The organism is Dellaglioa algida DSM 15638 (genome assembly GCF_001434695.1).
GTDB classification, from domain to species: domain Bacteria; phylum Bacillota; class Bacilli; order Lactobacillales; family Lactobacillaceae; genus Dellaglioa; species Dellaglioa algida.
This window is the reverse complement of record NZ_AZDI01000003.1, coordinates 23,664-40,145: the sequence shown is the minus strand read 5'-3', so window position 1 is coordinate 40,145 and position 16,482 is coordinate 23,664. Positions and strand designations below refer to the sequence as shown.

Sequence of the window (16,482 nt, the reverse complement as noted above, 5' to 3'; positions counted from 1 at the left end):
CTTCTGTTATTTTTTAAGTTGTTTGTTGAAAAAACTGAATAAGAACAAAGTACTTACCACAACGACGATTAATTCGGTAACAGGTAATGCTACCCAAACACCCGTTAAAGCGAAGAAGTGGGCGAATATAAACAGTAAACTTAATAATAAAATGTAACCGCGAAGAACTGCTAGAACTAACGCGTGTTTAGGTTCTTCGATTGCTGAGAAGAACATACTAAAGATAATATTGAGGGATGAACCGAATAAACTTAAGAAGTAGATTGGGATCCCTATTTCCGCGTAATGGATGAGTTCTTGATTATTACTGTTATTAAATAGCGCAATAATAGGTCCTTTTGCAAATGTTAATGCGAGGTACAAAATAGTTCCAATGGCGAAACTGACGGTTAAGCCAAAACGTAGAATCTGTTTAACTTCGGGCCAATTTTGAATCCCAAATTCTCGACTCAATAAAGGTTGAATTCCTTGGGCAACACCGTTGAAAAGCGATAAGGCAACTAAAATAATATTCGCAATAATGCCATATGCTGCTACAGCAGTATTTCCGGCTAGACTTAAGATGACAAGGTTGAAAGCAAAGATGCTGACGCCCGTGCTCATTTCAGTTAAAAAGACAGGAAATCCAAGTTGGACAACCCTTTTGATTATTTTAAAATGAATAGTTGGTTTTTGAAGCGTTAAAAGTCGATCTTCTTTTTTACGATGAAGCGTTAGGATAGATAAGGCAACAATTGGAGAAACGGCAGTTGCCATTGCGGCCCCGCCCATACCAAGATGTAAGGGGTACATGAAAATATAATCGAAAACGATATTGAATAGACTAGAGACTAGCATTGCAATCATTGATAATTGCGGATTATTATCATTTCGAATGAAACTTAAAACTAGATAGTTACATGCAAAAAATGGTGCAGCTAATAGAATATAAGTAAGGTATTCAGAGGCTAATCCATAGGTTCCTGCGTTTGCACCTAGAAAATGAAGTAGTGGGCTCATGAATAAAAAGCCAAAAACCGAGAATGCTAGACCAAAAATAATGCCAACGGCTAAAACCTGCGAGAAAATCTTTTTGCTGGCCGCTTGATCCTTAATTTTTAAAATAGAGAACAAGGTAGCGCCACCAATTCCGAGCATTAGTCCAACACCGTTTAATAAATTAAAAAGTGGTAAGACAATATTTAAGGCGGCTAGTCCAGTGGTGCCGACTGCATTGGCGATAAAATATGTATCCGCCAGAAGGTAAACAGATAAGCCTAAAGTACTTAAAACGTTTCGCGTCACGTATCCTGAAAGTTCGCGACGGATTGATACAGGTTGGTTGGTCATTTTGCTCTCCTATTAACACCTATTTTTTATCACGCAATAAAGAGTAATAAAAAATAGGTACCAACATCCTTCATTGAAAAAATGGCCTCTTGGATGTGATAACTATTATTTTTGTAAAACCCGGCGATTTTACTCTGCTTGAACTTTCTTTATTCTAGCAACTATCACTAAAAATAGCTAGGACTAACAATTAAGAAATCGTGAAAAAATGATGGTTAATCGCTTTGATTAAAAGGTAGTCAGGGCTTATCTTATGTTATAATCGTAAAGGATACTTAATGGACAACGACTAGAAAGAAGGTTTAACAGTGGCAACTACATTACGATTAGCACCACTATTTACTAACCATATGGTCTTGCAACAAGACCAAACGACGCGTTTTTTTGGCTACGCAGAACCTAATCAAGAAGTGACCGTAACCATTTCAATGGGCGGTAGCGAAGATACAGTTGAAACTGGAATTGCTGACGAAACAGGGTATTTCCTGATTGAAAGTATTTCATTTTTGGCACCTACAATTGTGACTATTTTAGTAACATCTGGTACAGATAAAATTATTTTACGCGATGTCCAATTTGGCGATGTTTTCTTAGTTGCCGGTCAATCAAATGCTAATTTTAAAATGGCCCAAGATGATGAATATGAACATAATAAATCGATGCCAATGATGAATCTCCGTTTTATTAATATACCAGAAACGCAATCAACAGAAGATAATCCTTGGCAAATTGTTGACGGAGAAAATATCGGTGATGTTACTGCAATGGGTTATTATATGGCTAAAAAAATTCGTCAATACGATGAATATACACCGGTTGGTATTGTTTTATGCGCAAAAAATGGAACTTCGGCTGCAAGCTGGGTCTCAGAAAAAACGCTAATGAATGATGCCACTTTAAAGGCAGCTTATGTTGATACTAAGATTCCTAGTTTAGAAGAATCTGAAAATCTTTATGACACAATGTTGTCACAAGTGGGACCTTATCGCTTTAAGATGTTAGCTTGGTACCAAGGTGAACGAGATGCCGGAATAGATACGAAACATTATGGATTACTTTTAAAGAAACTAATCCGTGAATGGCGTAAAACGCTCAAACAAAATAAATTACCAACCTATATTATTCAATTACCACAATATAACAAAAATATTGTTAACTCATGGGCAGAAATTCGTGAAGCGCAGCAACAGTTTGCCGCAACGGAAAATCGTGTTTACTTAGTAACGACGATGGACGAACCTTCTGCTGATGAAATACATCCAAGTAGTAAGAGACAATTGGGATATCGTATTATTGAATTATATTCTAACTTCGGTAAGTTTGATGAAATGCAAACGAGTCCTCAATTATCTGAAATTTCTGCTGATGTTAAACAAATGCGCCTTAATTTTTCAAATTGTGAACAACTCGAAACTGTTTACCCAATTGATTTGAAATGGATCATGCCAGGGGATGTCTTAAAACCTGCAGTGATCGATTTAGGCACAAATGATATCAAGATTCAATTAGAAGAAGACTCATTAGGATTACAGTATGCATATGCTAATGTGACTACAGCAGGCTTATGGAATGAAAATCATACACCTGTAAGTCCCTTTAGAATATATTTTGATTAAGTCTAGTAAGCTATAAAAAGAGCGTCCTTATCATCGAAGTGAATGTCACTTCAAATGATAAGGACGCTCTTTTTTGCTAGTTAACTAAGAAAGCAACTGATTGGTAAGGTGCTAATGTCACACTTGTTGTTAGAGCAGTATTTATTGGGTAATTGTTAATAATTGTCGAAACCGTACCATTAAATTCGGGCAAAGAAACGATTGTTTCTTTGCCGTAGAAATTATTCAAAACAATTAATCGTTGATTTTTTAGTATTCGTTGATAGGCGAATACACGCGTATTGTTCAAGAGAAGTGGTGCATAATCGCCCATCGAAATAATTGGATGTGTTTTGCGCAACCGAATGAGTCCCTGATAATAGTTAAAAATCTCGCCATTTGCTAATTCGTTTTCAACATTCACTATTGCTTGGTTTGTGGGCATTAACCACGGTGTCTGCGTTGAAAATCCTGCATACTTAGACTGGTTCCATTGCATAGGTGTTCGACTATTATCACGAGATTTCGCTTGAATGATTGTCAATGCTTCAGCGGGGCTATTTCCGTTTTCTAACAACTCTGCATAAGCATTTTTCGTTTCAACGTCATTATAATCAGATAATTTTTCATATTGCGGATTACTCATACCGATTTCTTCACCCATATAAATGAATGGCGTTCCGCGTAATAAATGAATGGTTGTTGCCAACATCTCTGATGATTTTTCACGGTAATGAATCGGGTCACCAAAACGGTTAAGTGCGCGAGGTTGGTCATGGTTATTCCAGAAAAGAGCGTTCCAACCATGGCCAGCAGTCATCCCTAATTGCCAATCATTTAAGATAGTCTTTAAATTCATAAAATTAAAAGGCGTTGTTGACCATTTATTTCCATGTTTATAATCAACCTTCAGATGATGAAAAGTAAAGACCATCGATAATTCGTTTCTTTCTGCCAGAGTGTACTCAACGCAATTTTCAATCGAGGTAGAAGACATTTCACCAACTGTTACGGCATCAGGATCTTGACCAAAGCTGGTTTGATTTAATTCTCGTAGATACTGATGAACTATTTTTTTGTCCGTATACAGAAATTTACCATCGCTGTTTTCAGGCGCATCAATTAGTTGAACATCTTTTCCGATGACGTTAATGACGTCAAATCGAAATCCTTTAACACCTTTTCCACGCCAAAAATTAACAACTTTAGACATCTCTTCCCTGACCGCTGGATTATGCCAATCTAAATCAGCTTGCGTTGGGTCATATAAGTGGAGGTAGTATTTACCGGTTTCGCCAAAAGGTTCCCACGCGGAGCCACCAAATTTTGACTGCCAATTAGTTGGTGGAGAACCGTCAGGCTTGGGGTCACGAACATAATAGTAGTCCAAATATTTTGGATCGCCATTAAGCGCTTTTTGAAACCAGTCATGTTCAGTTGAAGTGTGGTTGAAAACCATATCCAACATGACTTCAATTCCAATGGCTTTAAGCCTGGAAACAAGTTCTTCAAAATCAACCATAGTTCCAAAACGAGAATCAATATGATAATAATCTGAAATATCATAACCATTATCATTTTGTGGCGAAATAAAAAATGGGTTAAACCAAATCATATCTATATTGAGTTGTTTTAAGTAAGGAATCTTATCGATAATTCCTTGTAAATCACCCACGCCATCACTATTACTGTCATTAAATGATTTGGGATATATTTGGTAAATGATTTTATCTTCAAATTTCATAGTTACTCTCCCATGATTTATTTATTTTTTAATTCGACGAGCGAACTCAACAAAACTAAAGCGATCTGCGCGATGGATTGCTTCGGTTATTTGGAAGAGTCGACTGTCTTGCAAGTAGGTTTCACTTCGAACCACTACAACGGATTCAGTTTCTGGAATATCCAATAGCTTTTGAACAGTTGGGTCTGCCGGTTCAACTGTAATTTTCTTAACGGCGTAACTAATCTCTAAACCTAATTTATTTTCAAAATAATCATAGATGGAGTCTTGAGCAACCGCCATTGGTACAGTAGGTACGATATTTGAAAGTATGTAATCGCGGTCAATAACGCTAGGTTCATTTTTCACAAGACGTAATCGTTCAATGAAAGTAGCTTGGTCACCAACAACAGATTCGGGAGCAAAACTTCCTGTTGGAATCGTCATGTCAACTAATTGAAGAACCCTAGTTTCTGACTCCATCTGGAGAGACTCGTCAAGCTCCTTGTAAGAGGTGATTCCTGAGACGGGAAAAACGAAACGCTTAACGTCCAAAACTAATGACCCTTTACCACGAATTTTTTGTATATAACCATTGGTTAGTAAATTTTGTAAAGCTTTTCTAATTGTTTCGCGGGAACTGCCATATAATTCGCTAAGTTGCGTTTCACTAGGCAGGTATGATCCCGTTTCGTAAATATTGTGCGTGATTTTAGTGACAAGGTCTTGATAGATACCTAGATATTTATTTTGGTTAGTCATGATAATTACCTCCAAATGATAAAGCCATTTTAACACAAATAATCAAGTCTATACAAGAGACAATAAACCTTTTATATAAATAAAAAGAAAGCGTTGACATGTTGTATATACAGGTTTATTATAAGTGTAACTTGAAAGCGTTTAATTAATAGTTCTTAAGTAAATATGCCATGAACTATTATGTTGGAAATGGGATTAACGAAAGAAAGAAGGAAAAGTAATGTCAATTTTTAGAAGAAAACAAAAAATCAACGATGATAAATTGTATGCACCAGCTACAGGGTCATTAATTTCATTGGAAGACGTTAGTGATTCAGTTTTTGCTCAAAAATTAATGGGCGATGGATTTGGGTTTAAACCAACAACAGGGAATATTTACAGTCCTGTATCTGGAACAGTTACATTAGTTGCTTCTACGAAACATGCGCTTGGGTTTACGATGGACAATGGGTTAGAAGTTTTATTGCATATGGGCGTTGATACGGTTGAGTTAAATGGTGCGCCATTTGATATTAATATTAAAAAGGGCGCGCGTGTTCGTGGGGGAGAATTACTCGGTACCATGAATTTAGCACAGGTTTCTGAAGCAAAATTAGATGATGTTTTAATAGTTGTCATAACGAATACAAGTGACCAGCTAGACCAGTTAACATTACCAGAACCACAAGTGTTTGATGGTGGTACAGAATTAGGTTCCGGTACTGCGAAAGGGGAGAACTAGTTATGGCAAAAGACTATACGCAATTAGCGACTGACATTATTAGAGAAATTGGTGGCAAAGAAAATATTAAGAGCCTAATTCACTGTATTACGCGGTTACGTTTTTATCTAGTAGACGAAAGTAAAGCTGATGATGAGGTTGTTAAAAACTTAACGGGCGTTATTGATGTTCGCCATGCCATTGGTCAATATCAAGTTGTGATTGGTCCAGCCGTTACTGAGGTCTATGATGCAGTTATTGCGCAATTAGGGACAGAGTATGCGGGTGGCGAGGTTGATGCTAACGACGACAACCAACAAGCAGATGAACAACCAACGACATTCCGGGGTAAATTAAATGCCGGGTTCAATGGATTAATTGGTGTTATCACGGGATCAATGATGCCCGTGATCGGACTATTGGCTGCTAGTGGTATTTTAAAAGGATTACTACAAATGGCTGTCGATTTTCATTGGACAGAAGCCACATCACAAACTTATATATTTATATCGGCAATGGGAGATTCAGCATTTTATTTTCTGCCTATCATCGTCGGATTTACGGCTGCGCAGAAATTAAAATCTGATCCAATTATTATGGCTATTGTCGGGGGTGTCTTGGTCTATCCATCACTTTTCGGAATTGCAACAGGAACGAAAGTTTTCGGCCAGGTGTTGGGAATGTCATTGAACACTAATCTGTTTGGTATACCAATTCACATGGTTAATTACACATACAGTATCTTCCCAATTATTGCTGGTGCATGGTTGGCGCATTACGTTGAAAAAGGGCTTAAAAAAGTCATTCCACAAGTATTACGAATGATTTTTGTACCATTATTAGAAGTTATGATTGTATCAGCTGCTATTATTGTTATTGTTGGACCTATTATTACCTTAATTAGTACAGGTATTTCTATTATTTTAAACGCAATTTTAACAGCAAACTACCCTATCGCAGGTTTTGTCATTGGGGGATTATACCAATGTTTAGTTATCTTTGGATTACATTGGGCAGTTGTTCCTTTAATTGCGAATGATATCGCATCAAAAGGTTATAGCTACTTGAACGCTATTGTGTCAATTACGATGGTTGCTCAAGGTGCTGCTGTAATGGCAGTTATGATTAAATCAAAAATTGCTAACATTAAAGAATTATCAGGTGGCGCCGTGATTGCCGCATTCAGTGGTATTACTGAGCCCGCTATCTACGGGATTACATTGAAATATGGTCGTGTTTTCTTAGCGGCAAATATCGGTGGTGCCGTTGGTGGATTAGTCGCCGGGTTATTAAATGTTAATATGTACGGATTTACAGGATCGTTAATTGGATTTCCTTCATTCTTTACACCTTTAAAATTTGGTGGTGGTATGAGTAATCAAATTAACTTCTGGATCGCATCAATTGTGACAATTATCGTCGCATTTGCTTGCACATGGTTCTTCGGATTTAAAGATTCAGATGTGACTGCTGCAAAAAACGTCACTCGTCGTAAAACTATCGGTAAAGATTAATAAACAAAATGCCCTTAAAGTTGAAAAAACTTTGAGGGCATTTTTGCGAGTTCTTTTAGATTATTGAATCGAAATAGTTGACTTTTAAAGTTTACAATTGTAAACTAATTATATAAATTATGGAGGCGATAATGATGGATCATCAGAATATGAGTAACATGGATCATGATAATATGAAAAATATGGACCATCAACATATGGATATGCAAGGGATGGGCCACGATGAAATGAATATGGATGATATGCCTGGCGGACATATGATACATATGGGAAACTTGAAATTAAAATTTTGGGTATCATTGGTGATGGCAATCCCAATTATTTTAATGACTCCCATGATGGGGCTTAAATTACCATTTCAATTCACATTTACTGGATCTGATTGGGTCGTAACGGCGATTGGGACCGCCCTGTTCTTTTATGGTGGTAAAACGTTTCTAGACAGTGCAAAAATGGAGCTGGCGGATAGAAAGCCAGCAATGATGACTTTGATTGCGATGGGTATTAGCGTTGCTTACATATATAGTTTGTACGCGGTAATCATGAATAATATTGTCGACCCAAGTCAGCATGTAATGGATTTTTTCTGGGAACTGGCAACCTTAATTGTGATTATGTTGTTGGGACATTGGATTGAAATGAATGCCATCATGGCAGCGGGCGATGCCGTACAAAAACTAGCAGAACTTTTGCCTAAGCAAGCGCATGTAATAGATGGAAATAATGACATTAAAGAAGTTGATTTAACTCAAGTACAAGTAGGAAACGTACTATTAGTTAAAGGCAACGAAACAATTCCGGCAGATGGCTTAATTATTTCTGGTAAAACGAATGTTGATGAAGCGATGATTACCGGTGAGTCAAAACAAGTTGAGAAAACAATTGATGATAAAGTCGTTGGTGGATCGGTGAATGGCAACGGTGAGATTACATTGACTGTTACTGGGACTGGTGAAACGGGATACTTGGCTCAAGTTGTTAAATTAGTTTCAAAAGCGCAATCAGAAAAATCAAATACTGAAACATTAGCTGATAAAGTTGCGGGATATTTATTTTATGCTGCCTTATCTGTCGGAATTTTAGCATTTGTTGTTTGGTTGTTCACAGGAACATTTAGTCAGGCGCTATCAATTCTTGTGACCGTTCTGGTTATTGCCTGTCCCCATGCATTGGGATTAGCAATTCCGCTAGTTGTTGCGAGAAGTACATCTCTCTCGGCCAAAAATGGTTTATTGATTAAAAATCGAAATGCCTTAGAAGTTGCACACACAATTGATACATTACTTGTGGATAAAACGGGAACTTTAACAGAAGGTCATTTTGTGGTAACGAACTATAAAACGTATTCAAAATATTTTTCTGAATCAGAAATTATTGGCTTAATGGCTTCATTAGAACGCGGATCAACGCATCCTTTGGGCAAGGGGATTATTCAAAAAGCAGAAGATTTAAATCTTGAAATTCCAACCGCAAGTGATACACAACAAATTAACGGTATTGGTTTAGAGGGTCATATTAAAGCCAATTTATATAAAATTGTTTCTGAGGCATACGTTAAAAAGAATCAGTTATTAACCGATGAGATGGTTTCAGATAATGAAGGTGATTCTATCAGTTACTTAATTCAAAATGATAAAGTGATCGGGTACGCCGCTCAAGGTGATCAAATTAAACAGGAATCATATGGATTAGTTGAACAATTAACAAAGATGGGTATTAAAACGATCATGTTGACGGGTGATAACCAACACGCCGCTGAAAAGGTCGGTGTCAAATTGGGAATTGAAGACGTTCGCGCTAATTTAATGCCGGAAGACAAAGCGAAAATTGTCGGGCAATTGGAGAGCGAAGGACATAATGTCATTATGGTTGGTGACGGAATTAATGACGCCCCAAGTTTGGCTGGAGCGACAATCGGTATGGCAATTGGATCGGGAACTGACGTTGCTATTGATTCTGCCGATGTGATATTAGTTAAAAGTAATCCTACGGATATATTAAAATTCTTGACGTTAAGTCGCAACACTAGATTGAAAATGATTCAAAATCTTTGGTGGGGTGCAGGATATAATATTATTGCGTTACCATTAGCTGCCGGTATATTAGCACCAGTTGGCTTTATTTTGAGCCCATTAGTTGGTGCAGTTGTGATGTCATTGAGCACAATTGTTGTTGCTGTAAATGCAATGACGCTACATGATTAGAACGTCAGAATATATTGGTATAATATTAACCTTATTTAGATGATTAACTATTATGAATCTCCTTTTTGGGTCGTTTTTAGACTCAAATGATGGGAGGTTCTTTTTTTGTCTAATTGAATAAAAAAACGTTAATGAAATGTGAAATTACATCAATAATGATAGATATAATACGATATTTTAAACTATGAATATGAACTAGCTAAATTTATAAATAAAGTTTTTATAAAGCGTTTTAGTGTTGCACACGACATGTAGCCCCATGTAATGCAATCTATAACTTAAAAGACCGAGTTCTATAATTAAATCGTGTGCGATATAAAATAGAAAGCGCATAATAATAATGATATCCTACAAACATAGTAATACAATAAGGTATAAATCTTGAACGACATAAGGGGGTATACATGTGGTAAGCAAAGTAAAAAAAATATTATTTTTAATTGTACTATTCATGTTTGTAGGGGGTATCACTTCGGGATGTGGTAATACAACTAAAAAAACGTCGAGCGAAAGTACAACAAGTAGCAGTCATTCGAAAAAACAAACGGCAAAGAAAATATCTGAGAAATCAAATGCCGTTACAGTTCACGTAAAAGGAAAGTAGGGGATATAGATGGGTATATTATATAAGGCAATTACAATATTATATATTGTAATGCAAGTTATTTCGTCACCATTATCAGTTATGAATCAAATGAGAAGCGTATCAGCAAAAGCAGTTGAAGGAATTAATGTCTTAGATAGTAAAGATAAGACAATGGAAAAATTAGACGTAACAGAAAAGGGCGAGTACCAGCTTAAAATTAGTGATAGTCGCGTTAACCTAGAAAAAATGGAAATTGAACTACCTGATTTCTTAACGTATAAATCTGCAGATGGGTTAACACAAAATAAAGTAGATTACGCAAAAGATACAAATAAACTGACATTTAATTTAGATGATTATAAAGTCAGCAAAACAATCCTATTAACGTTGGTTGCTAACAAAGGCCAAAGTCAAAAGGGTGACATTGTCTTAAAAGATTTCGATAAAAATGGTAAAACAAGTAAAAAAGTAATTAACGCTAAACTGATCTCTGAAAAAGCAACAAAAGAAGCGGTTAAAGAAGATAAAACAACAAAAGATGACTCAGCCGAAGCTAAAATGGCTCGAGGCGAAAGTAGCAACGTTAAAGATATCAAACAAACGACACGTCAATTACCAAGTGAAGTGCCAGATCCACCAAAATCAAATATCGTTTTAGCAGATACTTTCCAAGTAATAAATGGATATGATTCATATATTCATCCAACTAATAAAAATGAAGTTGTCGTTACTGATGATAAAACGTACATGAGAGGTGGACTTTGGTACAAAAATAAAATTGACTTGGCCAAAGATTTTGATATGGGCATGTATGTCTTCTTAGGTGATAAGAACCAACCTAATAAGGGTGCCGATGGGATTACCTTTGTAATGCAAAATGATCCCAAGGGCTTAGCTGCTGTTGGTGCAAGTGGTGCCGGTATTGGTGCCTACGGTAAATCTGGAGATGAAGATAAATATATTAAAAATGGTTTAGCTCTGGAATTTGATACTTACCGAAACAACGCTGCAACGGTTGGAACAAATGATGATGATATCAATATGAGTGCTAAGGATTACGGACATATCGCAATCCAAAAGACACAATCTGTCGCACGTAACCATGAAAATGCAATGTTAGGTACAGCTACAAACCAATTGGCTAACAACAAATGGCGTAAAGTAGACATGTCATGGTCTTCTCAAAGTAAAACATTGTCGTACACGATTGAAGGATTTGGTAGCAAGACTTACAAAATTGCTAATCCAAACGCTTTATTCGGTGGCGAACAAGTTTACTGGGGATTCACAGGATCAACAGGAACTTACACAAATAATCAAGCCGTAGCAATTGATAAATTGCCTGATCAAACAAAATCAACATTGAAAAAAGATGTTAAAAATATCACTAACAAAGATGCTGATTACAAAACAACAACTATTGAGAAAAAAGGCGATATTGTTGAATACCGTTTAGCTTATGAATCTGACAAGAAAAACACGCAAGACTTACTTGCTGCTGAACTTAAAGATGTTCTTGATGGTCGTCATACTTATGTACCAGGATCATTAACAATTGATGGTAATAAACAAACTGACGCAGTATGGAATAACGGAACAATTAAATTGGGTGACGTCAAACCGGGAACAAAACGAGATATCGTTTTCCAAGTTAAGGTTAATGGAACCGGGGATATCTTGAATCAAGCGATGTTCTCTTCTAAATACGCTAATCCAGTAGAATCTAACAAGACAACGATTTACAATGGCGATGCCGTTATTACTAAAACAGATGGTGATACGGGCGTACCTTTAAAAGGCGTTAAGTATGTTTTAAAAGATGCTAATGGTAAAGTCATTAAAAGTAACTTAACAACAAATGATAAAGGTCAATTTGACTTACATTATTTAGAACCAGGTAAATATACTGTTGAAGAATCTTCAGCACTTCCTGGTTACATTAAAGATACAAAGAGCCATAGTCTTGTGATTACTAAAGATCAAAAAACACCAGCTACATTAGATCTTAAAAATTATAAAGAAGTTGTTAAACCTGAATTAACAAAGAGTGTGAGCGTGAAATCAGCAAAATTAGGTGACACATTTACGTACACATTAAAAGTAACAAATCCAAGCTCTAACGGGACTTGGAATGATGTTGTTATGACAGATAATTTAGATACAACTAACTTAGAATTAGTTGCAAACAGTACAACATCAGACGGTAGTGCACTATCTGATGCAACCGTTTGGAACAACAATAAGACATTTACTTATAAAGTAGGTAACTTAAAAGCTGGAGAATCTAAGACAGTTACGTTCAAAGTAAAAGTCATTAATATTCCAGCTAAGAAGATTATTGATAATACCGTTAGCGCAACAGGTAAAGATGCGGCTGGTAAAGAAGTTGCACCAAAAGATGCCAAGGTTAGCACTCCTGTTGATTACAAAGACGGTGAGTTAATCTCAACCAAAACTGTAACAGATGAAAATGGTAACAATATTAATGGTAAAGAAGTAAAAGTCGGCGATACAATTCATTTTGATATTAAAGTGAAAAATACGGTCGATAATAGTATTGTAACGAACGTTATCGTTAAGGATTCTTTAATTAAAGCATTCGCCTTTAAAACAGGAACATTAACAGTGACAGACGTTAACGGCGTTAAAAAGACAGTTTCAGATACGAACTTCAAGGGCCAAGACTTATCAATTAACGTTGGAAGTATAAAGGGTCAAGAAGATGTAACTGTTGGATTTGACGTTACAATCACAGAAGATGCGGACGGCGATTTGAAAAACGTTGGACTTGTTTCAGGGACAACACCAGGCGGTGAAGTGCCACCAACAACAACGCCAGAAACAGAAAATAACGCACAACCTAAACCAACGCTTAAGAAAGAATCAAATGTAAAGCACATTCTAGGAATGGGCGATAAATATGGATACAGAATTAAAGTTGGTAATGAAAAAGGTGCCGGTATTTGGCATAACGCACAAGTAACTGATAGTCTAGAAACTAAATATTTGGAATATGTTCCAGGTTCAACTAAATTAGATGGTAAATCAGTTTCAGATGCAACAGTTTGGAATAAAGATCGTCTTACAATGAAACTCGGCGATTTAAAGGCTGGAGAGACGAAAACAATTACATTTGAAGTAAAAGTTAAAGAAATTCCAGCAACACAAACAGTTATTCCTAATGTTGCCAAAGCAACAGGTGAGGATAGTAAAGGGAATGCTGTTAATCCACCAGATTCTAAAGTCTTGGTTCCAGTAGATTATAGAGTCGGGGAATTATCAATTGTTAAAACAGTTAGTGATAGTAAAGGAAATAATCTAAATGGGGATATCGTTAAAATTGGCGATACACTTCATTTCGAGGTTACCGTAAATAACATTAGCGAAGTCGGGACAATTGTTAAGGGTATTAAGGTTAAAGATGAATTAATTAATGCCTTTAAATACACGACAGGAACGTTAACAATTACTAAGCCAGATGGTACAGTCGTTAGTGCAGACGATAGTAATTTTAATGGTCAAAAATTAGATCTTGATGCAGGTAATTTAAAAGGTCAGGAATCTCTTACGGTTGGATTTGATGTTACGGTAACACCAGATGCTACTGGAGAATTAGAAAATGTGGCCTTGGTTTCAGGAACAGATCCTGAAATACCAGAAACACCAACACCACCAACAACAAATTATGTTAATCCAAAACCTTCATTACTGAAAACAAGTGATGTTAGTGAAACAACATTAGGTGGGGAAATTGAATATAAAATTTCTGCTAAAAATGCTGTTGAAGCTGGTACTTGGCATAAAGCAAGTATTACTGATAAATTAGATACTGCTTACTTGGAATTAATACCAAATAGCACAATGGTTAATGGTAAAAAAGTTTCAGATAAAGATGTTTGGAAAGACAACGTTTTAAATGTTGCATTAGGCGACGTTGCTAGTGGTAAGGAAAATATTGTAACATTTAAGGTTAAAGTTAAGGCTATCCCAGATAGTAAAGTTGTTAAAAATACAGCAAGTGCAACTGGGGAAGATAGTGAAGGAAACAAAGTAGCGCCACCGGATTCAAGTGTGAACATTCCAATTGACTATGCACCCGGGGCACTGAAGAGTTTAAAAACAGTTTCTGATGCTGATGGTAATAGTTTAAACGGAAAAGAAGTTAAAGTTGGCGATACGTTACACTTTGAGATCAACGTGAAAAACGTTGTTAAAGATAGTATTGTCACAAATGTCTTCATTAAAGATTCTCTAGAAAAAGGATTCACTTATAAGGCAGGTTCACTTAAGGTTAACGCTAATACAGTTAGTGATAACAACGTTAAGGGGCAAGATATCAGCGTTAATGTAGGTGATCTGAAGTACAATGAAGAATCTGTTCTAAGTTTTGATGTTATTGTTAACGATCAAGCTAGTTCAGAAATGAAAAACGTGGCCTTAGTTGGCGGTACAACTCCAGAAGGAGAAATTCCACCAACAACGACGCCTGAAACAAATAACGGCGCAAATCCTGAACCTAAATTAGAAAAGACAGCTAATGTAGAAAAAACGCATTTAGGTGAAACTTTCGAATATACGATTAAGGCAAGTAATGCTAAAGACGCTGCTAAATGGCAAGATGCAGTTGTTAAAGATAACTTGGATGCACGTTACTTAACATATGTTTCAGATACAACAAAAGTTGACGGCAAAGCCGTTTCAGATACAGAGGCTTGGTCAGACAACAAGTTAAATGTTAAGATCGGCGATTTAGGAACAGGAAAATCAGTTTCAATTACATTTAAGGTAAAAGTAATTGCTGTTCCAGAAAATGGCATTGTTCATAATACGACACAAGCTACGGGTACAGATAGTAAGGGTAATGTCGTCACACCACCAGATGCTTCCGTAGATGTTCCAACAGATTTCCAAGATGGTAAACTGAAAATGGATAAAGCTGTTTCAGATGCTAAAGGAAACGATTTGAATAATCACGAAGTAAAAATTGGTGATACCCTCCATTACGATATTACGGCTGAAAATGTCAATGAATTTGGGATGCTTTACAATGTTATTGTTAAAGATGATTTGGTTAAAGGACTAGAATTTAAAACAGGTACTTTAACAGTTAACGGAAAAGCGGCCGATGACAAAAACTTTAACGGTCAGAACTTAAAAATTAATATCGGCGATTTAAAAGGTAAAGAAAAAGTCGTTATCGGATTTGACGTTACAGTTACTAAAGATGCAGATGGTAAATTGGATAACGTTGCCTTGGGTTCAGGGACAACACCAGGTGGAGAAGTACCAGAAACACCAACGCCAGGAACAAAAAATCCAATCAAACCAAACCCATCATTGGAAAAAACGGCAAGTCAATCAGAATTAAAATTAGGCGACACATTCACGTACACAATTACGGCACGAAATGCGGCTGACGCAAGTACTTGGTACAATGCAGTAATTAGCGATACGTTGGATACAAAACATTTGGAATTAGTTGCAGGTTCAACCATTGTAAATGGTAAATCAGTTTCTGATAAAGACGTTTGGAAAAACAATATCTTAACGGCTTCAATTGGAGATTTACGCTCTGATGAATCTAAGGTAATCACTTTCAAAGCCAAGGTCATTTTAATTCCAGAAAATGGAAAAATTGCGAATACGGCTAAGGGTGAGGGTACGGATAAAGATGGTGACAAGATTGTGCCACCTGACGCAACTGTAGAAATTCCAGCAGTTAAAAATCCTGTACCACCTGTAAAACCAGGTGAAGTAACGCCACCAACGAAACCTGTAACACCACCAACAAAACCAGGCGAAGTAGTGACACCACCTGTAAAACCGGGAGAAGTAACACCGCCCGTAAAACCTGGAGTAACAGCACCAGGAACAGTAACACCGGCACCATCACAACCGGGCGTCACATCACCAACAACACAAAAAGAATTGCCACAAACTAATGATGCAGATGGTACATTATTAAGTCTTGCGGGAATCGGATTAGTAGGTTTAGCCGGCTTCGTTATTGCACGTCGCAAAAAAGCTAAAAACTAATCAGCTACAATTTTTAAATAAGTTTCCATAAAA

7 protein-coding genes and 1 pseudogene are annotated in these 16,482 nt (G+C 36.5%); 5 read left to right on the top strand and 3 right to left on the bottom strand.

Features of this window, described 5'->3' with window-relative positions; genetic code table 11:
- Positions 1-6: 6 nt before the first annotated feature.
- Positions 7-1,329 carry an MATE family efflux transporter gene (locus FC66_RS03390; protein ID WP_057973978.1) on the bottom strand — a complete coding sequence of 441 codons (1,323 nt, stop codon included), beginning with the start codon at positions 1,327-1,329 and terminating at the stop codon, positions 7-9.
- 308 nt (positions 1,330-1,637) lie between these two features.
- Between FC66_RS03390 and FC66_RS03385 the strand changes: the two genes are divergently transcribed.
- The gene (locus FC66_RS03385) at positions 1,638-2,945 is read left to right on the top strand and encodes a sialate O-acetylesterase (protein WP_057973977.1); all 1,308 of its coding nucleotides are present in this window, start codon (positions 1,638-1,640) and stop codon (positions 2,943-2,945) included.
- 76 nt (positions 2,946-3,021) lie between these two features.
- Here the strand turns inward: FC66_RS03385 and treC are convergent, their stop codons facing one another.
- Positions 3,022-4,668, bottom strand: coding sequence for an alpha,alpha-phosphotrehalase (gene treC / locus FC66_RS03380; RefSeq protein ID WP_057973976.1), 1,647 nt, complete (start codon positions 4,666-4,668; stop codon positions 3,022-3,024).
- A gap of 21 nt (positions 4,669-4,689) precedes the next feature.
- The gene (treR, locus tag FC66_RS03375) at positions 4,690-5,409 is read right to left on the bottom strand and encodes a trehalose operon repressor (RefSeq protein ID WP_057973975.1); all 720 of its coding nucleotides are present in this window, start codon (positions 5,407-5,409) and stop codon (positions 4,690-4,692) included.
- Between the two features lie 220 nt (positions 5,410-5,629).
- Here treR and FC66_RS03365 point away from each other — a divergent pair.
- The 4 genes and pseudogenes from FC66_RS03365 (at position 5,630) to FC66_RS03350 (ending at position 16,449) form a co-directional block, all read left to right on the top strand.
- Positions 5,630-7,623 (top strand): annotated as a pseudogene (locus FC66_RS03365) (PTS sugar transporter subunit IIABC).
- 134 nt (positions 7,624-7,757) lie between these two features.
- A complete protein-coding gene (locus tag FC66_RS03360; protein WP_420911471.1) occupies positions 7,758-9,827 on the top strand; it encodes a copper-translocating P-type ATPase in 2,070 nt (689 codons plus the stop codon).
- Between the two features lie 406 nt (positions 9,828-10,233).
- Positions 10,234-10,431 (top strand): hypothetical protein, encoded by a 198-nt coding sequence (locus tag FC66_RS03355; protein ID WP_057973972.1) that lies wholly within the window; start codon positions 10,234-10,236, stop codon positions 10,429-10,431.
- Positions 10,432-10,440: 9 nt separating this feature from the next.
- Positions 10,441-16,449, top strand: coding sequence for an isopeptide-forming domain-containing fimbrial protein (locus FC66_RS03350; RefSeq protein ID WP_057973971.1), 6,009 nt, complete (start codon positions 10,441-10,443; stop codon positions 16,447-16,449).
- The last annotated feature ends 33 nt before the right edge of the window (positions 16,450-16,482 follow it).